Genomic DNA, 25,880 nt, shown 5'->3' with positions numbered 1-25,880 from the left:
GTGAATATATAAAACCATCACCCACCGCCAGAGCCCGCCGTTCAAGGGCTCCGGCGTAGTGGAAAAAAACCGATGCCTTGCCCGCATTGAAAGTATTCATCCAAGGCATGGTTTTTCGCCGTCAGAAGTCATATCGACCGGTCACGCCCAGCGTCCGCGGTGTGCCGAGCAGGCCTTCATAACCGCCATTGGCGGCCGTCCACAGCGTCGTGTAGTAGGTTTTGTCGAAGGCGTTTTTCAGCCACAGCGAAACGTCCCACTGCCCCTGGTTGAAGTCGCCGCGAAGGCCGGTGGACAGGTTGACCACCGCATAACTCGGAATCTGCCCGAAGTCGGAATCTTCCACCGTGCCCACCGCTTTGGAGCGGAACGCATAGCTGGCGGTGACGTACTCTTCGAAGCCGTTGCTCAGGTTCCATTTGTATTCGCCATTGGCGTTGCCGATCCATTTCGAAGCACCGACCACTTGATGGCCGCTGAGGTCGCAGGACGCTGGAGCGCCCGGCGCCAGGCTGACTTCCGGCGGGCAAGGTGCGTCCTTGTAGGAGAGGTAGCTGACGTCGTTGTACGAGCCGTTGATGTTCAGCGTCAGGCCACGCAGCGGGATCAGGGTGCTTTCGAACTCCACGCCACGGGAGCGCACGGAGCCGGCGTTCGTCAGGTATTGCACGCGATTGACGGCGTCGTAGGCGTTGGTCTGATAGCCGTTGACCTGGGTCCAGAACAGGTTGGCGTTGAGTTGCAGGCGACGGTCCCACAGGGTGCTCTTGAAACCGAGCTCGGCGTTATTGGCGCGCTCGGTGCCGATCAGCAGCGAGTCGGCGCCGGCAACCGCTGCCGTGCCTACCGCCAGATTGACCCCGCCGGACTTTTCGCCATGGGACAAGGTGGTGTATGTGAGCAGGTCGTCGGTGATGCGGTAGCTGAGGTTCAACAGACCCGAAGGGCTGGAGCTGTACTGATTCAGATCGCCGGAATCGAAAGCGCCGGCACGACCGCGCCGTGCTGCGGCGGCCGCACCGGTTACCGCAACGCCACCGACCGGTGCCTCGCGCGTGACATTGGCGTTTTTCTCTTCATAGGTGCCACGTAGCCCGGCGGTGAAATCCAGGCGTTCGGTCAAGTGCCAGGTGCCTTGGGCGAACAGCGCAAAGCTGTTGGTTTCGATATGACCGTTGCCGACGCTGTCGATGTTGTTCAGCGCACCGTTAGGTGTACCGCTCCAGATGTCCGCTTGCGGTCCGTAGAAGGTGAAGGATTTGTTGTCCAGGTCGGAACCGAAGTAGTAGGCGCCGAGCACGTAATCGAAGAATCCACCGGTAGGCGACGCCAGGCGAAACTCCTGAGAGTACTGCTTATCCTCCACCGAAACGCCAGCGTTGTGGAAGGCGGATACGTTCAGACCATCATCGTTGCGCGGGGTGAAATTCCACCAGCGATAGGAGCTGATAGAAGTCAGGGTGAAGTCGCTTGGCAGCGTCCAGTTGGCCTCGACCGAAGTACCGCCCTGATGCACGGTGACGTGCTGTTCGTTGTTCAGGTTGACCTTGCGGTGCGTGCCGTCGACCAGTGTCGCGCCCGCCGCGTTGGCCCGGGTCTGATACAGGTTGGTGCCATTGATGGTTGGGCCGGTGTTGTACAACACACGGGTGCCGGCGCTGGAATCTTCCTCGTTGTAGTCGCCGATCCAGCGCAAGTTGAACGACTCGTTAGGCTTGAACAGCAACTGCCCACGGAAGCCTTCGCGGGAGCCACCGTTCAAATCGTGGCCGTCGAATTCATTCTTGATGTCACCGTCGCTGCGGGTGCGATACGCAGAAAAACGTCCCGCCAGTTCGTCATTCAGCGGGCCGGAAATCGTGCCCTTGGTCTGGAAGTAGCCATCCTCGCCCACCGAAGATTCGATGCTGCGTTCAGGGGTAAAGGTCGGCGCGCGGGTGCTGATGTTGATCACGCCGGCGGTGGTGTTCTTGCCGAACAAGGTGCCTTGCGGGCCACGCAGCACTTCGAGCTGCTCGATGTCCATCAGGTCGAATACAGCCATGCCGGGGCGGCCGAGGTAAACGTTGTCGATGTACAGGCCGACACTGCCTTCCAGGCCATCGCTGGCCGGGTTGTTGCCCAGGCCACGGATCGACACGCTGGATTGGCGCGCATGCATGTAGGCGACGTTGACGCTCGGCACCAGTTGCTGCAGATCCTGGATGCGATAGACCCGCTGGGTTTCCAGGGTCTGGCCACTGACCACGCTCATCGGCGTCGGCACATCCTGAGAACTTTCTTCGCGGCGGCGAGTGGTGACCGTCACGGTTTCCAATTGCGCGCTGTCGGCCGTGGCGGCCTTGGCCGGAATGGATTCCGGGGTGGCGCTGTCGGCTGCATAGCCTTGGGTCCAACTGGCGCTGCCTGCCAGCAACAAGGCCAGTGGCAGGCTTTTGAGCCGTTGGGGTGAAGAGGTTGAAGCGAGGTGCAACGGACTCATAAGACGGGGTTCCCGATCAAAGTAAATGCTTTGTTGCTTGCCAGGCCGCCATCGCGAGCAAGCTCGCTCCCACACTGATCCTGTGAACTCCGAAGATCCCCTGTGGGAGCGAGCTTGCTCGCGATAGCGTCAGTTCAGACGCCGTCGATATCCGGCCCTTTCACCGTCTGGCTGACCTGCCCGTTCACCCCCACCGGCACTTCCCCCTTGAGCGTCACCCGGCGCACGATGCGATCCTGGGTCCCGTAGTCATCCACCGCGTAATGCTGGGTGGAGCGGTTGTCCCAGATCGCCACATCACCGGCCTTCCAGCGCCAGCGCACGATGTTTTCCTGGCGGATCACATGGCTCTGCAACAGACCGAACAGGTGCGCCGAATCGGCCTGGGAATAACCCTTGATGCGTTTGACGAAATGCCCCAGCAGCAGGCTTTTCTCGCCGCTGATCGGGTGCACGCGAACCACCGGGTGTTCGGTCTCGTACACGGTCGAAGTGAAAATCTTGCGATAGCGCTCCAGCTTCTCGGCCGAGACATCAGGCCTGGTGCCGGCGTAGTCGTATTCGTTGCTGTGCACGGCGACCAGCTTGTCGGCCAGCTCACGCAGCTCCACCGACAACCCGTCATAGGCAGTGGCGGTGTTGGCCCACAGGGTGTCGCCGCCGAAAGCCGGGGCCACCACCGAGCGCAGGATCGAGGCTTTTGGGTAGGCTTCGACGAAGGTCACGTCGGTGTGCCAGGAGCTGGCACGCTGGCCCTCGGCACCGTCCAGCTCCAGCAGAAAGCGCGTGCCTTCGCGCACCGGTACGGTCGGGTGCGCCACCGGTTCGCCGAGCAGGTGGGCGAACGCCTCCTGGCGTTGGTCGTCGAGCTGGGTCTGGTCGCGGAAGAAGATCACTTTGTATTGCAGCAGTGCCTGTTGAATGGCTTCAACAGTGGCGGCATCCAGCTCGCCCGAAAGCTGTACGCCACGGATTTCGGCACCGATGCGGCCGGCCACCGGATGGATTTCAAGCGCGTGAACAGCGGGTTGTACTGCGAAAGCGGCATTGCTCATGGGTAGACCCTCATCAGACTGCTTGCGGTTGAACCGGCCGCGAAACCCTGCTCTATCTATATTCTATTTAGATCTAATAGATATCTACATGCTTCGTTGACGGAATAAGAGGTTGCATTTAAAACCTCAGTCAACCCTCGTCGCAAATGCCTTCGAGCTATTTTTAGGATGCCGGAAAAGCATATGGATCTTCGCCAGTTGCGTTACTTCATCGCCCTCGACGAACACCGCAGTTTCGTGCGCGCGGCCGAGGCCATGGGCATTACCCAGCCGGCCTTCAGCCGCAGCATTCAGGGGCTCGAACACGAGTTCGGCTGCGTCCTGGTGGACCGTGGCAACAAGGATTTGCGCCCCACCCCTGAAGGCTTGGTGGTGCTGCAACATGCCCGCAGCCTGGTGCAGGGTGCTGCGCTGCTCAGTTGCGAAGTGACGCAGATGACCAAGCTCGATGCCGGTGAACTGCGCTTCGGTTGCGGCCCGGCGCCGGCGGTGAAACTGGTGCCGGATGCGGTGGCGCAGTTCATCAACGCGCACCCGAAAGTGCGCACCTGTTTCGAGGTGGATAACTGGGAGAAACTCAGCCGCGCCCTGAGCCGTGAAGAGATCGAATTCTTCATCGCCGACATCCGCCATTTCGAGTCCGATCCGAACTTCCAGACCCAGGCTCTGACGCCCAAGCGCGGCGTGTTTTTCTGCCGGCCAGGGCATCCGCTGCTGGCCAAGGAGAGCCTGTCGACCAACGACATGTTCGATTACCCGCTGGCGACCACGAAGATCCCGCCAGGCATTCGCAAACTGCTGGCAAACCTCAGTGGCCGGGTGGACTTTTCACCAACCATCGAGACCGAACATTTTCCGGCGCTGGTGAAAGTGGTGCTGCAATCCAATGCCATCGGCGTGGGGACTGAAGAAGCGTTTGTTGAAGACATTGCCCAGGGCTCGCTGGTGCTGCTGCACTGGCGCAACCTGCCGCAGAACATTGAGAGCATGAATGCGCGGTGCGGGATCGTCAGCCGCACGGGGTTCCGGTTGTCACCGGCGGCGCGGGCGATGATCGAAACGTTGGTGGCGGTGGACAGGCAGCAGATGCCCGTTGCGGTTTAGGGCCTCATCGCGAGCAAGCTCGCTCCCACAGGGGATCTCCGGTGTTCACACGGTCAGTGTGGGAGCGAGCTTGCTCGCGATGAGGCCAATGAATTCACTAAAGATTCAGAGCTTCGCAGCAGCCAACTCCGGCGCCACCCAATCACTGACCTTGAACGACTTGCGAATCAGCTTCTGCTGCGAAGCCAGGTCCACGGCATCCTGCAATTTGCCGAGGAACACCGGGTCAAGCGTCGAGGGGAACACCTCGCTCAGTTTCTGATCCTTCAGGTCCTGTGTGAGGATCACCGCCGGATAACTCGCCAGCCCCGACACCAACTGAATGTAGGCGTCCTTGTTGCTGTCCTGGGTCAGCCACTCCACGGCCTGCTGTTGGGCCTTGAGCAATTTCGCCACCGCCTCCGGATGCGCATCGACAAACTTTCCAGTCCCTATCAGCACCGCCTGCACGCTGCCCGCACCGCCCAGATCCTTGGTGTTTAGCGGCAACTCGGCCAGCCCCTTGGCTTGCAACGCCGTCAGCCCGGAACCGCCCCACGAGGCATCGATCTGCTTCGCCGCCAGCGCCGCGACCGCCGCGTTGAAGTCGAGGTTGATGACTTTCACATCCTTCTCGCTCAACCCCTGGCTAGCCAACGCCGCGTCAAAGGACAGCTGGCTGGCAGTGCCACGGAAGATGGCCACGCGTTTGCCCTTGAGGTCCTGCAGGGTCTTGATCCCTGAACCCGGCACCACGCCGAGGTAATGCTTCACCCCGCGCGCCGAGGCGCTGAGCAGTCGCGTATCCAGACCATTGGACTTGCCGATGATGGCCGCCAGATCGCCGAGGTAGGCCAGGTCCACTTGACCGTTGGCGAACGCCTCGTTGATCACCGGGCCTGCGCCCTTGAAGAAGCTCCACTGAATCTTGATGCCTTGATCGGCGAAAGCCTTTTCGAAGATCTGTTGATCACGCAGCACATCCACGACACCGCCACCACTGTGCTGGGTACCGGCACTGAGGTCCGGCACGGCGATGCGGATTTCCTTGAGTTCACCAGCGTTGGCCGTGAAAGCCAGCAGGCTCGCCAGGGCCGGTGCGGCGAACAGACTGATGACACGTTTGAAGGGAAGGTTCATGGGTACGGCTCCTTGAGGCAACGGGCGTTGAGGAGCCGAAAGTAGGCCCAAGTAGAACCAACGCTTAAATACTATAAATTCACATTTTTAGACTATTTGGATCTATACCAACGCCTGCGGACCTCTCCGTGGCGTATGCCTTGGCAGCATCAAAAATATTCTTCGAATGCATTGGATGCAGTGGCTTATAGAGGCCTTAAATGGTTTCGCTTATCTCTCAATAGCATTGATTTTAATTTTTATAGATCAATTTTGCATACGCCTTGGACCCTGTGGGAGCGGGCTTGCTCGCGATAGCGGTGTGTCATCCAGCACATGAGTCGCCTGACATGCCCTCATCGCGAGCAAGCTCGCTCCCACAAAAAAGCAGGCCTGTATTGCAACCCGACAACGGAGGTCACCCATGGCCCGTGTTTCTCTGCTCAGCTTGCCATTGCCCGCGCCGTCGCTTGAAAGCAAGCAGCGCTGGCCGAGCCTGAACCATCGGCTGTTGCCATGGTTGTTGCCGACTCTCCTGTTCAGCCTCTGGTGGCTCGCCAGCCGCAATCACTGGATGAGCGAGCAGATCCTGCCGGCGCCGAGCCTGGTCTGGAGCAGCGCACTGGAACTGTCCCAAGGCGAGTTGTGGAGCAATTTGTGGATCAGCCTGCAACGCTTGTTCTGGGGGCTGCTGGCCGGGATCGGCACAGGCGCTGTCTTGGGAGCGGCACTGGGTTTCAGTCGTCGGCTGGAGCGCCTTGTGTTTCCAACCTTCGCCGGGTTGGCGCAAGTCCCGACCCTGGCCTGGATTCCATTGTTCATGGTGTTTTTCGGCATTGGCGAAGTGCTGAAACTGGTGGTGCTGATCAAGGCCATCGTGGTGCCGGTGACCCTGCACACACTGGTCGGTGTGCGCGATGCACAACCAAAACTGCGCGAAGCCGCCGCCGTGTTGCGCCTGCCCAGGCACCTGTTGATCCGACGCCTGGTGCTGCCTGCCGCACTGCCGGCATTCATGGCCGGTGTGCGCCTCGCACTGGCCGCCGGCTGGACTTCACTGCTCGCTGTTGAACTGCTCGCTTCCAGTGAAGGCATCGGCTACCTGATGGTCTGGGCGCGGCAGCTGTTCATGCTCGACATCGTGTTCGTGTGCATTGTGGTGATCGGTTTGATCGGTGTGGCGATGGATCGCGGCATCGGTTTGCTGGACAGGAAACTGGTGCACTGGCCACACCCGGCCACGGCCGAAATCCGTCGCGGGCCGCGTTATCGAGGTTGGCAGCGATTGCAACCGTGGCTGCTGCCACTGGCGCTTCTGGCGTTGTGGCAACTGACCTCGGATCAGCAATGGATCGACGCGAACATTCTGGTCAGCCCGCTGGCCGTCCTGCAGACCACTCGGGATGGTTTGCTCGACGGCACATTGCTTGGTGGCATGGCCCTGAGCCTGGGCCGAACCCTTGGCGGGTTGCTGCTCGGTGGCGGGCTCGGGTTTGCCTTGGGGTTGCTGCTGGGGTTGTCGCGCACCAGTGAACGCGTGCTCGGCCCAACCCTCGCCGCCATCCGTCAGATCGCCATATTCGCCTGGGTGCCGCTGCTCACCGCGTGGTTCGGCCTGGGGGAATTGGCCAAGTGGGTGTTCGTTGCCCTCGCCGCCTTTTTCCCGCTGTTTATCGCCACCCAACGCAGCGTCGCCCACCTCTCGCCGCAACTGAACGAGGCCGCGCAGGTGTTGCGCCTGAGTCTGCGTCAGCGCCTGGTTCGACTGGTACTACCGGGCGCGGCGCCAGGGATTTTTGCAGGGCTTCGGCTGAGCCTTATCTACGCCTGGCTCGGCACCATTGGCGCTGAATACTTCATGCCGTCCAATGGCGGCATCGGCAGCCAGATGATCGGCGCCCAGCAACTGCTGCGCATGGACCTGATCATGGCCGGCATGCTGCTGGTGGGCCTGACCGGCGCCCTGCTCAACCTCATTGGCCAACGCCTGGAAATCCGCGTCACTCGCTGGAGACACGCATGAACGCACCGATTGTCAGCTTCAATCACGTGGGCAAAACCTTCGACGTCGACGGCTTCACACTTGAGGCCATTCGCGAATTCAACCTGGACATCGCCGAGGGCGAGTTCGTCGCCATTGTCGGCTCCAGCGGTTGCGGCAAATCCACTTTGCTGCGGCTGCTGGTGGGCCTCGATACGCAGTTTCGCGGGCAAATCAGCGTGGACGGAAAAGCCGTCACCGGCATCGGCGGCGAGCGCGGCATCGTCTTTCAGGAACACCGCTTGTTCCCGTGGCTGAGCGTGGCCGACAACATCGGCCTGGGCCTGGTCAACGAGCCATTGAGCGCTGCGCAAAAGCACAGGCGCATCCATGATTTCATCGAACTGGTGGGCCTGGGCGACTTCGCCCGCGCCTATCCGCACCAGCTCTCCGGCGGCATGGCCCAGCGCGTGGCCATTGCTCGCGGCCTGGTGGCCAGCCCACGGATTCTGCTGCTGGATGAGCCCTTCGGCGCCCTCGATGCACTGACCCGCCAGCAGATGCAGGACGAACTGTTGGCGATCCGCGCCCGGGCAAAAATCACCACCGTGCTGGTCACCCACGATGTCGAGGAAGCGATCTTCCTCGCCGACCGTGTCGTGGTGATGGAGCCGCGTCCGGGGCGGATCAAACAAGTGGTCGACATTGCCCTGCCCCACCCGCGCCAGCGCAGCAGTTTCGACTTCCACCAGTTACGCGAGGAACTGCTTCACGAACTCACCAGCGACGATCACTACCAGCCCCCCGTGCCGGTGCAGGTCCGCGATCTGCCGTTGTCCTTCATTGCCTACTGAAAAAGGAAATTCTTGATGCCGCAACGTCCCAACTTTCTAGTGATCCTGGCCGATGACCTGGGCTTTTCCGACATCGGCGCCTTCGGTGGCGAAATCAACACGCCGAACCTCGATGCACTGGCCAACAATGGCCTGCGCTTGACCGACTTCCACACCGCACCGACCTGCTCGCCGACCCGTTCGATGTTGCTCACCGGTACCGACCACCACATCGCCGGCATCGGCACCATGGCCGAAGCATTGACCCCCGACCTGATCGGCAAACCGGGTTACGAAGGACACCTGAACGACCGCGTGGTCGCCCTGCCCGAGCTGCTGCGCGAGGCCGGTTACCAGACATTGATGAGCGGTAAATGGCACCTGGGCCTGACCGCAGAACTGGCGCCTCACGCCCGGGGTTTCGAGCGTTCGTTTTCGCTGTTGCCCGGCGCGGCCAACCATTACGGCTTCGAGCCGACCTACGATGAAACGACGCCACGGCTGCTGAAATCCACCCCGGCGCTGTACATCGAAGACGACCAATTCATCGACGAACTGCCGAAGGATTTCTATTCATCCGATGCCTTTGGCGACAAGCTGCTGCAATACCTCAAGGAGCGCGACCAGACCCGGCCGTTCTTCGCCTACCTGCCGTTTTCCGCACCTCACTGGCCGCTGCAGGCACCGGCCGAGGTGGTGGAAAAATACCGCGGGCGCTATGACGCCGGCCCTGAAGTACTGCGACTTGAGCGTCTGGAAAAACTCAAGAAACTGGGGCTGATCGAGGCCGATGTCGAGCCGCATCCATTGATCCAGTTGACTGCACAATGGGATGCCCTGAACGACGAGCAACGTCAGATCTCCGCGCGGGCCATGGAGGTTTATGCGGCGATGGTCGAGCGCATGGACTGGAACATCGGGCGGGTCGTCGATTACTTGCGCCAGCAAGGGCAACTGGACAACACCTTCATCCTGTTCATGTCCGATAACGGTGCCGAAGGGGCGTTGCTGGAGGCCTTTCCGAAATTCGGCCCGCAGTTGCTGACCTATCTCAACCAGCATTACGACAACAGCCTGGACAACATCGGTCGCGCCAACTCCTACGTCTGGTACGGGCCGAACTGGGCGCAAGTGGCGACCGCGCCGTCGCGGCTGTTCAAAGCCTTCACGACCGAAGGCGGGATACGTGTTCCGGCGCTGGTGCACTACCCGCAATTGCCGCTCAAGGGCCAGATCAGCCATGGGTTTGGCACGGTGATGGACATCACGCCGACCATTCTTGATCTGGCCGGCGTGCGTCATCCGGGCAAGCAGTGGCACGGCAAACCCGTGGCGGAAGTTCGAGGCAAGTCGTGGCTTGGGTTCTTGTCGGGCGAGACGGCGCAAGTGCATGACGAGCACACCGTCACCGGTTGGGAATTGTTCGGGCGACGGGCGATTCGGCAAGGGCAATGGAAGGCGGTTTACATCCCGGGACCGGTGGGGCCGGCGACCTGGCAGTTGTATGACCTGGGCAATGATCCGGGGGAGATTCATGACCTGGCGTCGAGCCAACCGCAGAAGCTCAGTGCCTTGATCGAACATTGGCAGCGGTATGTGGATGAGACAGGGGTGATCTTGAGTGAGTCGCCGTTTCAGCCGGATTGATATTGCCTGATGCACCGCATTCGCGAGCAAGCCCGCTCCCACACTGGCCGATGTGATGCAAAGATCGCATTCACACCGACACACCCTGTGGGAGCGAGCTTGCTCGCGATGAGGCCTTAACAAACAACCATCAAGCCCGAGCCGTACGCACCTTATCCCCGACCAATTCGTCCTTGCGCTCAAACCGGTTGGCCCGTGCAAACGTACCGAAATCATTGAACCGCACGCCCATCTCGCGCATCACCTTGTGTCCCACCGGCACGGTGAGCTGCCGGATGTAGAACGGTTCCTTCACCACAAAGTGATGAATCCCGTGGCTGCTGCCGAAGTTGAAGCAGAACGCCTGCAACGGCCACAGCCACCACGCGTTCAGCACTTGCGTCTGCTGCATCACGTTGCCCGGCTCCACGTCACCGTAGTAGTGCATGTTCGAGCTGATGAAGTGCAGGCAGAACGTGCGCAACACGTTCGGGCCGATGATCACAACCGCCGCGATGTCGATCACCTGCATCACCGACAACGTGGTCGCCGACCACTCGATCGGTGCGCCCATCAGATGTGCAACACCGTTCGCTGCGTGGAAACCGAGAAACACGTACCACGCGCCCCAATGCATCAGCGCCAGCGGTGCGTAGACCTTCAGGGTGCGCTGGACGATGCTGATCTTTTGCGCCCAGGTCTTGGCCCGCAGCATTCGGATGAACGACGACATCATGTTGTCGCCAATCATCAAGAATCGCGCGATGCCCCAGGGTTCGCCGTTGGTAATGGCGCGTTCTTCCATATCGGTTTCAGAGCCCGACACCTTGTGGTGATTGAGGTGCAGATGGCGGCGAATCCACGGATTGATAGTGCTCGGCCGCGCCAGCCACACCAGCCCCATCATCAGGTTGTGCGGCACCTTCTGCTTGCGGAAGTACATGCTGTGGATCAGGTCGTGTTCCAGCTCATGGGTCAGCGAGGCGAAAAATGCGTTGAGCAGCAGGCACGCCCACCATGCCATGTGCCCGCTCATGTAGAGCGCCGCTGAGCCGACCATACCGGCGATGGCGAAGGTCAGAATGCCTGCGCCGAGGGCGTCCTGATGCTTGAGAATCGGGTATTGCTCGCGCAGCTCGACGCCTCTGGCCAGCACCACTTCACGGATATGGGCCGATCGTTGGACTGCATTCAGTCGTTGGGGGCTTGCAGAAGTACCGCTCATGCTTCCATCCTCTGGTTATTGATGGTTGCATCCTGCCTTGGAAACCTCTGCAAGGCGGTAGCCGAGAACGCCAACCTGTTGACCGGAAGCGCCAATCAGCATGACTGAACCGACCTCCCTCGCCAGCTGGACCCGCGCCCTGCGCAAGCAACTCGATGCCCTGGGCATCGACAGCACCGCCCTGTGCCAGCAAGCGGGGCTCGACCCGCAACTGATGGACGACCCGAACGCGCGCTATCCGCTGTCGGGCACCACGCACCTGTGGAATCTGGCGGTGCAGACCAGCGGTGACCCGGCGATCGGTTTGCGGGTTTCGCGTTTCGTCAGCCCGACCACCTTCCATGCGCTGGGTTATGCGCTGGTGGCCAGCGGCAGTCTGCGGGAAGTGTTCGAGCGCATCGTGCGCTATCACCAGGTAGTCAGTGATGCCCTGGAACTGGAACTGACCCGTGCCGAGGATCGCTACCGTTTCAGCCTGAAAATCCCGGCCGGTAACCCCGCCCCGGCCTTCGAAGCCATCGATGCGTTCATGGCGATTTACGTGCGCACCTGCCGCAATCGCCTGGGTCGCGACTACGCGCCACTGGCGACCTACCTGCGCCGCCCGGAGCCGACGGACGCGCACCAGTGGCATAAAGTCTTCCGCTCGCCCATGCACTTCGGCGCCGACGAAGACCGGCTGGAGTTCGCCCTCGTCGACTTCGACAGCCACCTGGATGACGCCAACCCGGAACTGGCCGAACACAACGAAACCGTGCTCAAACGCACCCTGGCGCAACTCAAGCCGCTGACCTGGGAGCGCAAGGTTCGCGATGCCATTGAAGAACAACTGCCCGAAGGCGAACCCAGCGCCGAACACATCGCCAAGGCCCTGCACCTGAGCCTGCGCAGCCTGCAACGGCACCTGGCCGATGAAGGCTGCCGGTTCGACACGCTGCTCAACGAAAGCCGCGAAAACCTCGCCCTACTGCACCTGCGCGACCCTCAAGTCTCGCTGAGCGAAATCAGTTACCTGCTCGGGTTTGCTGACACCAGCAGCTTCAGTCGCGCGTTCAAGCGCTGGACCGGGATGACACCGGGGCAGTTTCGGGATGGGTTGCGGTGATTGATCCGGATCCCCTGTGGGAGCGAGCTTGCTCGCGATAGCGGACGGTCAGTCGACACACCTGGAGACTGACACACCGTCATCGCGAGCAAGCTCGCTCCCACAATGGGCCTGCGTAAACAGTTAAATCGAGGCCAGCTCCCGCAATCGCTCGGCATCGAGGATTTCAATTTCGCCGTAACTCAGCCCTATGATCCCCTGCCCCTGCAACTCCTTGAGAATCTGGTTAGTGGTCTGGCGCGACAGCGACAGCATTGAAGCAAGCTGCTCCTGGGGCAGTTGCAGGACGCGGCGCGCAGGAATGGTCTCGCCATAGCCTTCGGCGATCATCAACAAGCGGTGCGCCAGCCGTGCCGGGGCCGGCAACAGGCTCAGTTGTTCGAGGTTGATGAAGGTCATGCGCAACTTCTGGCTCATCAGCAATGCCAGTTGCCGCCAGTGCTGCGGATGCTCGTCGAGCAGCGCCAGCAAGGTGTTCTGGGGAATGTGCAGCAGCGTGCACTGGCCCACGCCGTACGCATCGTGGGTGCGTGGCTGGCCATCGAACAGGCAGATTTCGCCGAACCAGTGCGGCGGCTCCACCAGGCTCAGCAACGCTTCCTTGCCTTGCTCGCTGACGGCACCGACGCGCACCGCGCCTTCAAGCACCGCGTACAGGCCACAGGGCGGATCGCCACGCTTGAACAGCCGCTGGCCCGCAGACAAGCGCCGCAGCCTGGCCGCCGACAGCAGGCTATCCTGTAGGGAAACAGGCAAATGGCTGAACCACTGACCGCTCATCAGGCGTGGACGCCAGACCTGCATATCCATGAAAACTCCTAGAGATTGTCGCCTGGCTGACAGAGTGGGAAATGGCCCCGGGGCATGATCAATCACCCTACAGGAGAACAACAATGAAAAGCCTGGTCGACCACCTCAGTCAATACGCCGCCTACCACCGTGACCCGCGCAACATCGCCTCGCACTTTATCGGCATTCCGCTGATCGTGGTCGCCGTCGCGGTGTTGCTGTCCCGGCCGGAGTGGTCGCTGGGCGGCGTGTGGATGTCACCGACGGTGCTCATCTCGCTGGCATCGGCGTGGTTTTACCTGCGCCTGGAGTTGCGCCTGGGCGTGTTGATGACCGTGTTGCTCGGGCTGTCCGTGTGGGCCGGTCATGCGCTGGCGCAGCAAAGCACGCTGGTCTGGCTGGGCAGCGGCGTGGCGATGTTCGTGATCGGTTGGGCGATTCAGTTTGTCGGTCATCACTACGAAGGGCGCAAACCGGCGTTCGTCGATGATGTGACGGGATTGATTGTCGGGCCGTTGTTTGTGGTGGCCGAGCTGGCGTTCATGCTGGGGATGCGGCATGACCTGAAAGAGCAGATCGAGGCGCGGGCGGGTGGGGTACGGGTCAATCCGAAACGTGCCGCTGTTTAGATAGCAATCGCGAGCAAGCTCGCTCCCACAGAGGATCTATGGTGCACATAGACCCCCTGTGGGAGCGAGCTTGCTCGCGATGCTTTTGCCTTAGATGTTTGCAACCTTCTGCCAAACCTTCGGCTTGAAGAACAGCGTCTCTCCCTTCGCCAATCCGATCAGGCTATCGTGATCCTTGACCACTTCGGCCTCGATCAGATCGCTCTGCCCTTCAACCTTCAGCGTCACCCGCGTTGTCGCGCCCAGCGGACGAATGTCCCGCACTTCCGCCGCGTGGTGGTCTTCCAGTTCATGGCGTGACAGCGACACCTCGTGCGGGCGGAACAGTACGTGCCTGTCTTCGCCCAGGTGCAGACGGTTCGAATCACCGAGGAAGTGATAGACGAAATCGCTGGCCGGGTTTTCGTAGACGTCACCCGGTGAGCCGATCTGCTCGATCACACCCTTGTTCATCACCACGATACGGTCGGCGACTTCCATCGCTTCTTCCTGGTCGTGGGTGACGAACACCGAGGTCAGGTTGATGTCTTCGTGCAGGCGCGCCAACCAGCGACGCAGCTCTTTACGAACCTTGGCGTCGAGGGCGCCGAAAGGTTCGTCGAGCAGCAGCACTTTCGGCTCCACCGCCAGGGCTCGGGCCAGGGCAATGCGCTGACGCTGTCCGCCGGAGAGTTGTTCCGGGTAGCGATCCGACAACCAGTCCAGTTGCACCATGTTCAGCAGTTCGTGGACTTTGGTTGCGATCTGGCTTTCGCTCGGGCGCTGGTTTTTCGGCTTCATGCGCAGGCCGAACGCGACGTTGTCGAACACCGTCATGTGGCGGAACAGGGCGTAGTGCTGGAACACGAAACCGACGTTGCGATCACGCACGTCATGCCCGGAAACGTCTTCACCGTGGAACACGATGTTGCCCTGGTCCGGAGTTTCCAGGCCAGCGATGATCCGCAGCAGCGTGGTCTTGCCGCAGCCCGACGGACCGAGCAACGCGACGAGTTCGCCGCTCTGGATATCCAGGCTGATGTTGTCCAGCGCCTTGAACGCGTGGAAGTTCTTGCTGACATTACGCACTTCGATCGACATGAATTATTCCTCCGCGGCGCTGGCGCGCAGGCGGTTAATACGGTTTTCGCTCCACTGCTTGAGCAGCAGGATGAAGAGCGCCAGGATCAGCAACAGGCTCGCCACGGCGAACGCGGCCACGTGGTTGTATTCGTTGTAGAGGATCTCGACGTGCAACGGCAGGGTGTTGGTCACCCCGCGAATGTGCCCGGAAACCACCGACACCGCACCGAACTCCCCCATGGCCCGCGCGGTACACAACACCACGCCGTAGATCAGGCCCCATTTGATGTTGGGCACGGTGACGTGCCAGAACATCTGCCAGCCGTTGGCCCCGAGCAGGCGCGCGGCCTCCTCTTCCTGGGTACCTTGCTCCTGCATCAGCGGGATCAGTTCACGGGCAACGAACGGCACGGTGACGAAGATCGTCGCCAGCACGATGCCCGGCAGGGCGAAGACGATCTGGATGTCGTGGTCCTGCAACCATGGGCCGAACAGGCCTTGGGCGCCGAACATCAGCACATAGACCAGACCGGCGATCACCGGCGACACCGAGAACGGCAGGTCGATCAGTGTCACCAGCATGCTCTTGCCGCGGAACGAGTACTTGCTCACGCACCAGGCGGCGCTGACGCCAAACACCAGGTTCAGCGGCACCGAAATCAACACGGCGATGACCGTGAGTTTCAGCGCCGACAGCGCGTCCGGCTCAAAGATCGCGGTGAAAAACGCCCCGAGGCCGAGCTTCAGCCCTTGGGACACCACGATGAACAGCGGCAGCAACAGGAACAGCGCAAAAATCAGCCAGCCAAGGCCGATCAGGATTCGCCGCGAGGTCGCGCTGCCACGGCGGGCAGCGTTCGAGGAAGCGGCAGCAATAGACGATTGGGACATGGGTGCGCCTCCTTATGGGGTTTCGATGCGCCGCTGCAACAAGTTGATCAGCAGCAACAGGACGAAGGAAACCACCAGCATCAGTACACCAATGGAGGTAGCGCCGGTGTAATCGTATTGGTCGAGCTTGACCATGATCAGCAGCGGCAGAATCTCGGTTTTCATCGGCATGTTGCCGGCGATGAAAATCACCGAACCGTACTCGCCGACCCCGCGGGCAAAGGCCAAAGCGAAACCGGTAAGCCATGCCGGAAGCAGTGCCGGCAGCAGGATATGGCGGAAAACCTGCAAGGGTTTTGCACCCAGGCACGCCGCCGCTTCCTCGACTTCACGAGGAATATCCGCCAATACTGGCTGTACGGTACGTACTACGAATGGAAGTGTCACAAAAGTGAGGGCAAGGGTGATGCCCAGAGGGGTGTAGGCGATCTTGAAACCCAGATCCGCCGCAAACTGACCCACCAGACCGGTAGGGGTGTACAACGCCGTCAGCGCAATACCGGCCACCGCCGTGGGCAATGCGAACGGCAAGTCGATCATTGCATCGATCACTTTTCGCCCTGGGAAGGTATAGCGCACTAATACCCAGGCCAGCAGCGTGCCAATGATGCCGTTGATGATCGCGGCACACAGGGCGGTGCCGAAGCTGAGCTTCAACGCGGCCAGCACCCGTGGCGCCGAGATGATTGCCCAGAACTGATCCCAGGTGAGTTGAGCGGCATGCACGAACATCGCCGCCAGTGGTATGAGCACAATCAGGCTGAGGTACACCAAGGTGTAGCCCAGCGTCAGCCCGAAGCCGGGTATGACGGGGGAGATACGACGCGACATAAAAGTCCTTGGTTAAAAAGCGATCCGCTAAACGCATCAATGTGGGAGCGGGCTTGCTCGCGAAGAGGCCATATCAGTCAACATTTACGTCGCCTGACACACCGCCTTCGCGAGCAAGCCCGCTCCCACAGTTACGAGCCCAGGCATCAGGCTCGTTGCGTGGCTTGAGTCAGATTACTGCGCCTGGTAGATCTGGTCGAACACGCCCCCATCATTGAAGAATTTCGGCTGTGCGACTTTCCAGCCGCCGAAATCCTTGTCGATGCTCACCAGCTCCAGTTTCGGGAACTGCTGGGCGTATTTGGCGGCCACGTCCTTGTCACGTGGACGATAGAAGTTCTTCGCCGCGATTTCCTGGCCGGCCGGGCTGTACAGGTGCTTGAGGTAGGCTTCGGCGATCTGCCCGTTGCCCTTTTTCTCGGCATTTTTGTCGACTACCGCCACCGGCGGCTCAGCGAGGATCGACAGCGAAGGCACGACGATGTCGAACTTGTCGGCGCCACCCTCTTCTTTCAGGGCCAGGAAGGCTTCGTTTTCCCAGGCCAGCAATACGTCGCCCTGGCCGTTGTTGACGAAGGTAATGGTCGAGCCGCGGGCGCCGGTATCCAGCACTGGCACGTGCTTGAACAGGGTTTGCACGTATTCCTTGGCCTTGGCTTCGTCGCCGCCATTGGCTTTCAGGCCATAGGCCCAGGCCGCGAGGAAGTTCCAGCGCGCACCGCCGGAGGTTTTCGGATTCGGTGTGATCACCGAGACATCATTCTTGATCAGATCGCCCCAGTCCTTGATGCCTTTAGGGTTGCCCTTGCGCACCAGGAACACGATGGTCGAGGTGTAAGGCGTGCTGGCGTCCGGCAGGCGCTTTTGCCAGTCCGCCGGCAGGGACTTGCCAAGCTTGGCGATTTCGTCGATATCGCCGGCCAGGGCCAGGGTCACGACGTCGGCACGCAGGCCATCGATCACCGCCCGACCCTGCTTGCCCGAACCGCCGTGGGATTGCTGGATTTTCACGGAGTCACCGGCGTGGTCCTTTTGCCAGAACTTGATGAATTCGGCGTTGTAGTCCTGATACAGCTCGCGGGTCGGGTCATACGACACGTTGAGCAGCTCATAGTCCTTGGCAACGGCGGAACCGGCAAAAAGGGCGCTGGCCAGGGCGGCCAAAGCGAAATGACGAATCGACGACATGGTGAAAGCTCCTGGAATTCTTGGTTTGTTGGCTTTTTCTTATGGGATATCGCGTTGCCTGATTCGCCTCAGCCCGACTTGTTGCCCGGCTGCTGCAAACGGAATTTTTCCTTGCGTTCGATCTGCACCACCTGGGCGTTGTGCACAGTGATTTCCACGGCGCCAAAGCGCAGATCGCGCAGGGCACTCTGGATTTCACGCAGGATGGTGGCTTCGTCTTGACCGTCGACGCTACGCAGGGATGCGCTCATATTGCTGCTCCTTCAACTGAGAGGTTGCCTCGCAGTGTCGGCACTGCTTGCGGCTTGAGAGCAATACTAGAGAGGTGTAGATATTCTTAAAAAGACTATTTAAGAATGTTTATATAACCATAAGAGATTAACTGTAGAGACAAGAGCTTGAGGTGAATCACCCTCTTTCAGGCACACCAAAAAAATCCTGTGGGAGCGAGCTTGCTCGCGATGAGGCAGTGTCAGCCACCAGAAATGTCGACTGATATTCCGCTATCGCGAGCAAGCTCGCTCCCACAGGTTTTGCTCCTACACGATCACCGGCTCATGCATCCAGTCAAGCTGCTCCGCCGGTACCGGCCGCCCGAACCAGTAGCCCTGACCCAGATCGCAATCGTGCTCGAGCAGAAATTCCGCCTGCTCAGCCTGTTCGATCCCCTCGGCATGGACCTGCATGCCCATGCTCTGGGCCAGCGCAATGATCACCCGCGAGATCGCCGCATCATCCTCATCCCACGGCAATCCGGCGACGAAGCCCTGGTCGATTTTCAACTTCTGCACCGGCAGACGCTTGAGCCGCAGCAACGATGAATAACCCGTGCCAAAGTCGTCGATGGCCAGGCGCACACCCAGCTCGCGCAGGCGATGCATCTGCTCCAGCGCGACTTCCGGGTCTTCCATCACCGCGCTTTCAGTGACTTCCAGCTCGAGAAACGCCGGCTCCAGCCCGGTTTCGCGCAGGACCTGCGCCACCTGCTGATACAGCTCACGACGGGCGAACAGACGCGAAGAAACGTTGACCGCGACGAACGACAGCACCACCCCGTCCTGCTGCCACTGGCACATCTGCCGGCACGCCTGCGCCATGACCCAGGCGTCGATTTCTGCAATCAGACCGGTTCGTTCGGCGACCGGAATGAATTCCGCCGGCGACACCAGGCCCCGCTGCGGGTGCTGCCAACGCACCAGCGCCTCGACGCCGATCAGGCGACGGCTCTTGAGGTCGTGAACCGGCTGGTAGTAGACCCGCAGCTCTTGTCGATCCAGGGCGCGGCGCAATTCGAAGGCGATCTCGACCCGTTGCTGGGCGTGAGCCGTCAGCTCTTCGGTGTACAACGCATAATCATTGCGCCCCGCGCTCTTGGCCTTGAATAGCGCAGAGTCGGCATTACGCAGCAGTTGCTCGACGCTCAAGGCATCGCTGGGGAACAGGCTGATGCCGATGCTGGTGTTGATGAACAGCTGGTGCCCATCAATGAGGAACGGCTCCTTGAGGCCATCGATAATCCGCTGGGCCAACGCAGCGGCCTGAACCAGTTGCGGACAGCTTTCGGCAAGTATGGCGAACTCATCCCCGCCCAACCGCGCCAGGGTGACACCCGGACCGAACATGGCCCCCAGGCGCTCGGCCACAACCTTGAGCAACTGGTCGCCAATGGTATGCCCGAGGCTGTCGTTGATCATCTTGAAGTGATCGAGATCGATCATCAGCAGCGCGCAGCCACGCTTGTGGACCTGTGCCGAGGCCAGGGCCTGTTCGGCGCGGTCGGTGAACAGCAGGCGGTTCGGCAGGTCGGTCAGCGGATCGTGGTGCGCCAGGTGCATCAGTTCGTGTTCTGAATTCTTGATTGCACTGATGTCGGAAAACACCGCCACATATTGGCTCGGCTGGCCGTAGTCGTCGTGGATCAGGCGGATCGTTTGCCATTGCGGGTAAATCTCGCCGCTTTTGCGCCGGTTCCAGATTTCTCCACTCCACTCCCCGACACTGGCGAGCGTGGCAAACATCACCTGATAGAACTCCGGAGAGTGTCGCCCGGACTTGAACAGGTTGGGCCGCTGCCCCAGCACGTCCTCACACCCGTAACCGGTGATTTCCATGAACGCCCGGTTCACATGGACGATCAGACCTTCCCGATTGGTGACCAGCACGCCTTCGCGGGTGCAGTCGAACACGGCTGCCGCCTGGCGCAAGCGCATGCGGTCGGCATCGCGCTCACGCAGTTTGGCGCCGATACCCAGACACCGCAGCAGCCGCGCCCGGGCAATGAAGATCAACCCGGCACTGAACAGCACCCAGACATAACCGTTGATCAGTTGCCATCGCAATCGCTCGGCAGAGCTATCGAAGAAACTGTTTAATAAATAGCCACTGATCTGCAGCCAAACCACAGAAAGCAGCAGATAGAGCAGCGCTGCACGCAAGGCATCGCGATAGGTGGCAGACATCCGGCGATCCATGTCCCTACAAAAAGGTTGGAATTATAGTTTAAAGACACATCCAGCCACTCTTATCTGAAAGGGTGACTGGTTTTCTGTGTGGGCTTAGTGATAATGCAACGGCTGTTTTTTCTTTATCGAGGGCCCTACAGCCTATGTGGTACGAAGGTTTTCTTGGCTTGTCGCCCTGGTCGCTGGTAGCAGTCACCCTGCTGATGACCCACGTCACGATCATCGCCGTCACGGTCTATCTGCATCGTTACTCGGCTCATCGCTCCTTGGAGCTGAATGGCGGCCTTAAGCATTTCTTCCGTTTCTGGCTGTGGCTGACCACGGCGCAGAACACCCGCGAGTGGACTGCCATCCACCGTAAGCATCACGCCAAATGCGAAACCGTCGATGACCCGCACAGCCCGGTCATCAAGGGTTTGTCCACGGTGCTGCGCAAAGGCGCCGAGCTGTACCGCGCCGAAGCGGAAAACCCCGAGACGCTGCGCATCTACGGCAAGAACTGCCCCGAAGACTGGATCGAGCGCAACCTCTACAGCCGCTTCCCGCTGCTGGGCATCGCGATCATGGGCGTTATCGACCTGCTGCTGTTCGGCACCATCGGCATCACCATCTGGGCCATCCAGATGATGTGGATCCCGGTGTGGGCCGCCGGCGTGGTCAATGGCCTGGGCCATGCCATTGGCTACCGCAACTTCGAATGCCGCGATGCGGCGACCAACCTGGTGCCTTGGGGCATCCTGATTGGCGGCGAAGAACTGCATAACAACCATCACACCTACCCTAACTCGGCAAAACTGTCGGTGAAGAAGTGGGAGTTCGACCTGGGCTGGGCGTGGATTCAAGTCTTCAGCTTCCTGCGCCTGGCCAAGGTTCAACGGGTTGCGCCGATTGCCCATCGCGTCGAAGGCAAGGGCAACCTGGACATGGACACCGCCATGGCGATCCTCAACAACCGCTTCCAGATCATGGCCCAGTACCGCAAATTGGTGATCGGCCCGCTGGTCAAGCAAGAGCTGGAAAAAGTCGATCACTCGGTACGTCACCAGTTCCACCGGGCCAAACGCCTGCTTTCGCGGGAGACCAGCCTGCTGGATGACAAACACCATGTACGCATCCAGAACATGCTCGAGCACAGTCAGGCGCTGAAGGTAATTTACGAAAAACGCCTGGCCCTGCAACAGATCTGGGTCAAGACCAGCTCAAATGGTCACGACATGCTGGCGGCCATCAAGGACTGGGTACACGAAGCCGAAGCCAGCGGGATTCAATCCCTGCGCGACTTCGCCGATCAGTTGAAGACCTACTCCCTGCGCCCTGCCGCCGTCTGAAAAAACCTGTGGGAGCGGGCTTGCTCGCTCCCACATGGTTATGTGGCGTGCCATCAGTACCGCCCGGCGGGAGCCAGCTTCCTCGCCACACAAGGCGGGAACTTCATCTAAAAAGCCCTATCTCAAAGACACTTCGCCATTCCCGGCAGGCTTGGTGTTGGCCGCTATCGAACGCGCGGCATGCCCTTTGAGATTTGTGTCGATGGCCCCAAAAAACCTGCAAGACTCATCTCCGTCCCATTGGCCCGAGGCCGCGCAGCCCCTGATAGCGCTGATGCACGCCCAACGCGAAGTCGCACGCCTGAGCGAACGCGAACAGTTGTTCAGCACCTTGCTGATGAGCGTCAATGCAGTGCTGTGGGCATTCGATTGGGAAACCCGCAAGGTGCTTTACGTCAGCCCCGCCTATGAACGGATCTTTGGCCGTTCGGCCGATCTACTGCTGGCCGACGGCAATCAATGGTGCGACAGCATTCACCCTGACGACCTGGACTATGCCGAACGCAGCCTTGCCGAAGTGCTGGACAAAGGCGCCGTCGAAGACCGCGAGTATCGAGTCATCGCCGCAGACGGCCAGGTGCGCTGGCTAAGCGACAAATGCTACATCAACCGCCAGCCCGAGCCGGGGCAACCGGTGATCATCGTCGGCATCGCCGAAGACATCACCGACAAGAAGCAGATGGAAACCGAGCTGCATCGTCTGGCCACCATCGATGCGCTGACCCAGAGCAGCAACCGCCGTCATTTCTTCGAATGCGCCCACCGCGCGTTCGCACACACCCGGCAACAGGGCGAGCCGCTGTCGTTTCTGATGCTGGACATTGATAACTTCAAGACGATCAACGACACCTACGGTCACCAGGAAGGCGACAACGTGTTGCAACGCATTGCCGAAAGCGGCCGCGCAGCGTTGCGTCGTCGCGACCTGTTCGGGCGCATTGGCGGTGAGGAGTTCGCCGCGGTGTTTCCCGGATGCACGCCGCAAATGGCCCTGCAAGTGGCTGAACGCCTGCAACGGCAGATTCAGCAATTGAGTTTCAACCATGAGGGCCAGACGTTCGGCATCACCGTCAGCCAGGGCCTGACCAGCCTGACCGCCGCGGACGAAAACGTGGAAAACCTGTTTTCCCGGGCAGATGCCGCGATGTACCAGGCCAAGCGCGAAGGCAAGAACCGGATTGTCACTGCCTGAGATTTCGCTGATACCACCGGATACCTGTGGCGAGGGGGCTTGCCCCCGTTGGGCTGCGAAGCAGTCCTGCATTTGGTTATGCAGCATTGTCAGGACAACCGCATTCGCTGGTTTACGGCTGCTGCGCAACCGAACGGGGGCAAGCCCCCTCGCCACAAAAGCTCGCTCCCACAGGGGTTGGTGGTGTGCTTACTTTTTGCGCAAACGCATCAACTCCGGCAGGCCGATCTTGAGCAACCTCGCCGTCCGGCTCTTCGCCAGCGCCTCGATGCCCTCATGCTCGGTCAAGCGCGCCATCTGCGTCGCCATGTTCATCACCAGCGCTTCGCGCGAGTAAACCCCGCCACCGAGCTGGTAGGCCGCCGCAATCAGTTCGCGCAACTCCAGTGGCAGACGCCAGCGCGTGCGCAGGGCCGAGCCATAGGCCGCGCCAAATTCAACCAGCGCTTCGCCCACTTCCTCCTGCTCGTCCAGTTCGCCACCGGCCTGTTTCCATTCCTGCAAACACCGCAGCAACGCCAGATCGCCGAGACGATGCAACATGCCGGCGCAATAGCAGCGCTCCTGATCCAGATCGAGCAAGCGCGCCAGGGTTCTCGCGTATTCGGCGGTGTGCAGGGACAGATCCCAGTAACGCTCGGCATAGTCGGCCAATTGCGGATCGCTGAGCCGGGCACTGCGCTTGAGCGCCAACCCGAGAATCAGGTTCATGCTCTGCCCGGTGCCCAGGCGATGCAGCGCCTGGGACAGGGTTTGCACAGCGGTGCCGTGGTGCTGGGCCGCGCTGTTGGCGGCGGCGATCAGCACAGCGGTAACCTGCGGATCGGTGCGGATTTCGTCTTCCAGCACCGTCAGGTCGAGGCCATTGGGATTGAGGCTGCGTTTGACCGCCACTTGCACGTCGGTCATCAGCGGCGCACCGTCAGCCAATTCCCGTCGACGCTCCAGAAACACCGACAACGTCATGCCCGGTGCCAGCGACGGCACTTCGCACGAGACTTCTTCGCCAGCGTTCAGCAGCAGCCCCTGCAACCGATGGGTCAGGCTTTCCATATTCAGGGGTTTGGTCAGGTACGCGGCCGGCGCCAGCGGCAAGGCCTCGCGCACGCTGGCACTGTCGTTGCGACTGCTCATCAGAATGAACGGCATCGGCGGATTGCGTTTGCGCTGGCGGATGTTGCGCAGGACATTCAGGCCATCGACGCCGGGCAACTCCCGGTCGGCGATCACCAGGTCATAGGGGTTGGCAGCCAATAGCTCCAGCGCTTGCTGACCATCGGCACACAAATCCAGCCGCGCATCGCAGCGTACGTTCAACAACACTTCCTTGAGCAAATCCCGGGACCAGGGGTCGGCCTCGGCGATCAGGACTCTTGGAACGGCGGGTAAAATGACGGTTGTCATACAGCTCTCCCTGGCAATGCGCAAACCTTAGCCAATGCTGGCCATCCGATACAGCGCTAATGGGCGGGATGTGTTTCAAGGGGCATGAAAAAACCCGCCGAAGCGGGTTTTTTGTGGATCAGATCACACCGGGGATCAGAGTTCGGAGAAGCACTCTTCGATGATCGCCAGACCTTTGTCCAGTTGCTCGTCCGGCGAGGTCAGCGGTACCAGGACGCGCAGAACGTTGCCGTAGGTGCCGCAGGACAGCAGGATCAGACCCTTGTCGCGAGCCTTGGCCACAACGGACGCCACGGCTGCAGCGTTCGGCTTGTGGCTGTCGCCACCTTCGAACAGCTCGACCGCGATCATCGCGCCCAGGGCACGGACTTCACCGATCACCGGGTACTTGGCCTGGATGGCCTTCAGGCCGGTTACCAGACGCTCGCCAACAGCCTTGCAACGATCCAGCAGGTGTTCTTCTTCGAACACTTCCATCACGGCCAGGGCCGCGGCGCAAGCGATCGGGCTACCGGCGTAGGTGCCGCCCAGGCCGCCTGGAGCGATGGCGTCCATGTATTCGGCCTTGCCGCACACACCGGCCAGCGGGAAGCCGCCAGCGATGGATTTGGCGAAGGTGGTCAGGTCGGCGGCAACGCCCATCTGTTCCATCGCGAAGAATGTGCCGGTACGGCCAGCGCCAGTCTGTACTTCGTCAGCGATCAGCAGGATGCCGTGCTGGTCGCACAGGGCACGCAGACGCTTCATGAATTCTTTCGGAGCGACGTAGAAACCACCTTCGCCCTGAACCGGCTCGATGATGATCGCAGCGATGTCTTTCGGCTCGGCGTCGTTCTTGAAGATGCGTTCGATGGAAGCGATCGAATCGTCGATGCTCACGCCGTGCAGTTCGTTCGGGTACAGCGCGCGGAAGATGCCGCCTGGCATCAGGCCCATGCCGGCCGAGTAAGGCACGACTTTACCGGTCAGACCCAGGGTCATCATGGTGCGACCGTGGTAGGCGCCGGTGAAGGCGATCACGCCGGCACGGCCAGTGGCGGCACGGGCGATCTTGATGGAGTTTTCCACGGCTTCGGAGCCGGTGGTCACCAGCAGGGTTTTCTTGTCGAAATCACCTGGGACCTTGGCGTTGATTTTTTCGCACACTTCCACGTACGGCTCGTAGGCCAGTACCTGGAAGCAGGTGTGGGTCAGCTTGTTCAGCTGCTCGGTCACGGCGGCGATGACTTTCGGGTGCACGTGGCCGGTGTTCAGTACGGCGATACCGCCGGCGAAGTCGATGAATTCACGACCTTCAACGTCGGTTACGGTCGCGTTCTTCGCGGAATCGGCGAAGATCGGGTGAATCTGGCCAACACCACGTGGAACAGCAGCGGTACGGCGGGCCATCAAAGAAGCGTTAGTCTTGCTCATACATTCCTCATTCACCGCTCATCGGGCGGCGTGGTTCAAGGATTAAGCGGCGGGGAACAACGGCGGCAGCATGCGATGATCGACTGCCACTGCGCTCCCGGCCACCGAGAAAATTCCGGTTTGAAGCGGCGCAAAGGGACAGCGCTCTCGTGCCCTTTGCGCTTGAAGCAATGCTCTCCGGG

General features: G+C 60.6%; 21 protein-coding genes. 8 read left to right on the top strand and 13 right to left on the bottom strand.

Annotated features, from left to right (window positions below; all coding sequences use genetic code 11):
* Positions 1–121: 121 nt before the first annotated feature.
* Together ABIE16_RS26580 and ABIE16_RS26575 are read right to left on the bottom strand one after the other, a co-directional pair.
* Entirely contained in the window at positions 122–2,482 is a 2,361-nt protein-coding gene (locus ABIE16_RS26580) for a TonB-dependent receptor (protein WP_429522247.1), read from the bottom strand.
* A 134-nt stretch (positions 2,483–2,616) separates the two neighbouring features.
* Positions 2,617–3,537, bottom strand: coding sequence for a TauD/TfdA dioxygenase family protein (locus ABIE16_RS26575; RefSeq protein ID WP_340312583.1), 921 nt, complete (start codon positions 3,535–3,537; stop codon positions 2,617–2,619).
* Between the two features lie 183 nt (positions 3,538–3,720).
* Between ABIE16_RS26575 and ABIE16_RS26570 the strand changes: the two genes are divergently transcribed.
* Positions 3,721–4,641: a LysR family transcriptional regulator gene (locus tag ABIE16_RS26570; protein WP_090452450.1), complete on the top strand. Its 921-nt coding sequence runs from the start codon at positions 3,721–3,723 to the stop codon at positions 4,639–4,641.
* Positions 4,642–4,746: 105 nt separating this feature from the next.
* On the opposite strand, the gene ABIE16_RS26565 is transcribed toward ABIE16_RS26570, so the two are convergent.
* The gene (locus ABIE16_RS26565) at positions 4,747–5,760 is read right to left on the bottom strand and encodes an ABC transporter substrate-binding protein (RefSeq protein ID WP_429522246.1); all 1,014 of its coding nucleotides are present in this window, start codon (positions 5,758–5,760) and stop codon (positions 4,747–4,749) included.
* Positions 5,761–6,163: 403 nt separating this feature from the next.
* Here ABIE16_RS26565 and ABIE16_RS26560 point away from each other — a divergent pair, with 403 nt between their 5' ends.
* Genes ABIE16_RS26560 through ABIE16_RS26550 form a run of 3 tightly spaced genes read left to right on the top strand, consistent with a single transcriptional unit; the run spans position 6,164 to position 10,200 of the window.
* A complete protein-coding gene (locus ABIE16_RS26560) occupies positions 6,164–7,762 on the top strand; it encodes an ABC transporter permease (RefSeq protein ID WP_429522245.1) in 1,599 nt (532 codons plus the stop codon).
* Positions 7,759–8,574 carry an ABC transporter ATP-binding protein gene (locus ABIE16_RS26555; protein WP_057712506.1) on the top strand — a complete coding sequence of 272 codons (816 nt, stop codon included), beginning with the start codon at positions 7,759–7,761 and terminating at the stop codon, positions 8,572–8,574. Before ABIE16_RS26560 ends, ABIE16_RS26555 begins: the two co-directional genes overlap by 4 nt.
* Before the next feature lie 15 nt (positions 8,575–8,589).
* Positions 8,590–10,200, top strand: a complete 1,611-nt coding sequence (locus tag ABIE16_RS26550) for an arylsulfatase (RefSeq protein ID WP_090452443.1) — start codon at positions 8,590–8,592, stop codon at positions 10,198–10,200.
* Between the two features lie 130 nt (positions 10,201–10,330).
* Here ABIE16_RS26550 and ABIE16_RS26545 read toward each other — a convergent pair whose 3' ends face one another.
* Positions 10,331–11,404: a fatty acid desaturase gene (locus ABIE16_RS26545; RefSeq protein WP_429522244.1), complete on the bottom strand. Its 1,074-nt coding sequence runs from the start codon at positions 11,402–11,404 to the stop codon at positions 10,331–10,333.
* Positions 11,405–11,504: 100 nt separating this feature from the next.
* On the opposite strand from ABIE16_RS26545, the gene ABIE16_RS26540 reads away from it, so the two are divergent.
* Positions 11,505–12,509: an AraC family transcriptional regulator gene (locus tag ABIE16_RS26540; protein WP_429522243.1), complete on the top strand. Its 1,005-nt coding sequence runs from the start codon at positions 11,505–11,507 to the stop codon at positions 12,507–12,509.
* A 123-nt stretch (positions 12,510–12,632) separates the two neighbouring features.
* Here ABIE16_RS26540 and ABIE16_RS26535 read toward each other — a convergent pair whose 3' ends face one another.
* Positions 12,633–13,319 carry a Crp/Fnr family transcriptional regulator gene (locus ABIE16_RS26535; protein ID WP_218495454.1) on the bottom strand — a complete coding sequence of 229 codons (687 nt, stop codon included), beginning with the start codon at positions 13,317–13,319 and terminating at the stop codon, positions 12,633–12,635.
* A gap of 83 nt (positions 13,320–13,402) precedes the next feature.
* On the opposite strand from ABIE16_RS26535, the gene ABIE16_RS26530 reads away from it, so the two are divergent.
* Positions 13,403–13,927, top strand: coding sequence for a DUF962 domain-containing protein (locus tag ABIE16_RS26530; protein WP_429522242.1), 525 nt, complete (start codon positions 13,403–13,405; stop codon positions 13,925–13,927).
* Positions 13,928–14,017: 90 nt separating this feature from the next.
* Here the strand turns inward: ABIE16_RS26530 and ABIE16_RS26525 are convergent, their stop codons facing one another.
* The 6 genes from ABIE16_RS26525 to dibA form a co-directional block, all read right to left on the bottom strand.
* Positions 14,018–15,007, bottom strand: a complete 990-nt coding sequence (locus tag ABIE16_RS26525) for a sulfate/molybdate ABC transporter ATP-binding protein (protein WP_090452434.1) — start codon at positions 15,005–15,007, stop codon at positions 14,018–14,020.
* A gap of 3 nt (positions 15,008–15,010) precedes the next feature.
* Positions 15,011–15,880, bottom strand: coding sequence for a sulfate ABC transporter permease subunit CysW (gene cysW / locus ABIE16_RS26520; RefSeq protein ID WP_007972954.1), 870 nt, complete (start codon positions 15,878–15,880; stop codon positions 15,011–15,013).
* A 12-nt stretch (positions 15,881–15,892) separates the two neighbouring features.
* Entirely contained in the window at positions 15,893–16,711 is an 819-nt protein-coding gene (cysT, locus tag ABIE16_RS26515) for a sulfate ABC transporter permease subunit CysT (RefSeq protein WP_007972956.1), read from the bottom strand.
* 174 nt (positions 16,712–16,885) lie between these two features.
* Positions 16,886–17,899: a sulfate ABC transporter substrate-binding protein gene (locus ABIE16_RS26510; RefSeq protein ID WP_429522241.1), complete on the bottom strand. Its 1,014-nt coding sequence runs from the start codon at positions 17,897–17,899 to the stop codon at positions 16,886–16,888.
* 68 nt (positions 17,900–17,967) lie between these two features.
* Entirely contained in the window at positions 17,968–18,150 is a 183-nt protein-coding gene (gene oscA, locus ABIE16_RS26505) for a sulfur starvation response protein OscA (RefSeq protein ID WP_056726967.1), read from the bottom strand.
* A gap of 288 nt (positions 18,151–18,438) precedes the next feature.
* Complete coding sequence (dibA, locus tag ABIE16_RS26500; protein ID WP_429522240.1) at positions 18,439–20,358, bottom strand: phosphodiesterase DibA; 1,920 nt, start codon at positions 20,356–20,358, stop codon at positions 18,439–18,441.
* Between the two features lie 146 nt (positions 20,359–20,504).
* Here dibA and desA point away from each other — a divergent pair, with 146 nt between their 5' ends.
* The gene (gene desA, locus ABIE16_RS26495; protein WP_057712516.1) at positions 20,505–21,689 is read left to right on the top strand and encodes a delta-9 fatty acid desaturase DesA; all 1,185 of its coding nucleotides are present in this window, start codon (positions 20,505–20,507) and stop codon (positions 21,687–21,689) included.
* Positions 21,690–21,891: 202 nt separating this feature from the next.
* A complete protein-coding gene (locus tag ABIE16_RS26490) occupies positions 21,892–22,881 on the top strand; it encodes a GGDEF domain-containing protein (RefSeq protein ID WP_429522239.1) in 990 nt (329 codons plus the stop codon).
* A 189-nt stretch (positions 22,882–23,070) separates the two neighbouring features.
* On the opposite strand, the gene ABIE16_RS26485 is transcribed toward ABIE16_RS26490, so the two are convergent.
* Both ABIE16_RS26485 and gabT read right to left on the bottom strand, forming a co-directional pair.
* The gene (locus ABIE16_RS26485) at positions 23,071–24,285 is read right to left on the bottom strand and encodes an HDOD domain-containing protein (RefSeq protein ID WP_429522238.1); all 1,215 of its coding nucleotides are present in this window, start codon (positions 24,283–24,285) and stop codon (positions 23,071–23,073) included.
* A 135-nt stretch (positions 24,286–24,420) separates the two neighbouring features.
* Positions 24,421–25,698, bottom strand: a complete 1,278-nt coding sequence (gabT, locus tag ABIE16_RS26480) for a 4-aminobutyrate--2-oxoglutarate transaminase (RefSeq protein ID WP_429522237.1) — start codon at positions 25,696–25,698, stop codon at positions 24,421–24,423.
* Positions 25,699–25,880 lie beyond the last annotated feature (182 nt).

Origin of the sequence: Pseudomonas sp. 2725 (assembly GCF_050434585.1) — a bacterium.
GTDB lineage: Bacteria > Pseudomonadota > Gammaproteobacteria > Pseudomonadales > Pseudomonadaceae > Aquipseudomonas > Aquipseudomonas jessenii.
The sequence above is the reverse complement of the archived record's forward strand: the minus strand, read 5'-3'. Positions and strand labels throughout refer to the sequence as shown.

Excerpts from the sequence above, each read along its gene's own strand:
- ABIE16_RS26565 (WP_429522246.1), bottom strand. The coding sequence starts at position 5,760 with ATGAACCTTCCCTTCAAACGTGTCATCAGTCTGTTCGCCGCACCGGCC.
- ABIE16_RS26530 (WP_429522242.1), top strand. The coding sequence starts at position 13,403 with ATGAAAAGCCTGGTCGACCACCTCAGTCAATACGCCGCCTACCACCGT.
- ABIE16_RS26555 (WP_057712506.1), top strand. The coding sequence starts at position 7,759 with ATGAACGCACCGATTGTCAGCTTCAATCACGTGGGCAAAACCTTCGAC.
- ABIE16_RS26545 (WP_429522244.1), bottom strand. The coding sequence starts at position 11,404 with ATGAGCGGTACTTCTGCAAGCCCCCAACGACTGAATGCAGTCCAACGA.
- oscA (WP_056726967.1), bottom strand. The coding sequence starts at position 18,150 with ATGAGCGCATCCCTGCGTAGCGTCGACGGTCAAGACGAAGCCACCATC.
- dibA (WP_429522240.1), bottom strand. The coding sequence starts at position 20,358 with ATGTCTGCCACCTATCGCGATGCCTTGCGTGCAGCGCTGCTCTATCTG.
- desA (WP_057712516.1), top strand. The coding sequence starts at position 20,505 with ATGTGGTACGAAGGTTTTCTTGGCTTGTCGCCCTGGTCGCTGGTAGCA.
- ABIE16_RS26550 (WP_090452443.1), top strand. The coding sequence starts at position 8,590 with ATGCCGCAACGTCCCAACTTTCTAGTGATCCTGGCCGATGACCTGGGC.
- ABIE16_RS26525 (WP_090452434.1), bottom strand. The coding sequence starts at position 15,007 with ATGTCGATCGAAGTGCGTAATGTCAGCAAGAACTTCCACGCGTTCAAG.
- cysW (WP_007972954.1), bottom strand. The coding sequence starts at position 15,880 with ATGTCCCAATCGTCTATTGCTGCCGCTTCCTCGAACGCTGCCCGCCGT.
- ABIE16_RS26540 (WP_429522243.1), top strand. The coding sequence starts at position 11,505 with ATGACTGAACCGACCTCCCTCGCCAGCTGGACCCGCGCCCTGCGCAAG.
- ABIE16_RS26575 (WP_340312583.1), bottom strand. The coding sequence starts at position 3,537 with ATGAGCAATGCCGCTTTCGCAGTACAACCCGCTGTTCACGCGCTTGAA.
- ABIE16_RS26535 (WP_218495454.1), bottom strand. The coding sequence starts at position 13,319 with ATGGATATGCAGGTCTGGCGTCCACGCCTGATGAGCGGTCAGTGGTTC.
- ABIE16_RS26485 (WP_429522238.1), bottom strand. The coding sequence starts at position 24,285 with ATGACAACCGTCATTTTACCCGCCGTTCCAAGAGTCCTGATCGCCGAG.
- ABIE16_RS26490 (WP_429522239.1), top strand. The coding sequence starts at position 21,892 with ATGGCCCCAAAAAACCTGCAAGACTCATCTCCGTCCCATTGGCCCGAG.
- gabT (WP_429522237.1), bottom strand. The coding sequence starts at position 25,698 with ATGAGCAAGACTAACGCTTCTTTGATGGCCCGCCGTACCGCTGCTGTT.
- ABIE16_RS26580 (WP_429522247.1), bottom strand. The coding sequence starts at position 2,482 with ATGAGTCCGTTGCACCTCGCTTCAACCTCTTCACCCCAACGGCTCAAA.
- ABIE16_RS26510 (WP_429522241.1), bottom strand. The coding sequence starts at position 17,899 with ATGTCGTCGATTCGTCATTTCGCTTTGGCCGCCCTGGCCAGCGCCCTT.
- cysT (WP_007972956.1), bottom strand. The coding sequence starts at position 16,711 with ATGTCGCGTCGTATCTCCCCCGTCATACCCGGCTTCGGGCTGACGCTG.
- ABIE16_RS26570 (WP_090452450.1), top strand. The coding sequence starts at position 3,721 with ATGGATCTTCGCCAGTTGCGTTACTTCATCGCCCTCGACGAACACCGC.
- ABIE16_RS26560 (WP_429522245.1), top strand. The coding sequence starts at position 6,164 with ATGGCCCGTGTTTCTCTGCTCAGCTTGCCATTGCCCGCGCCGTCGCTT.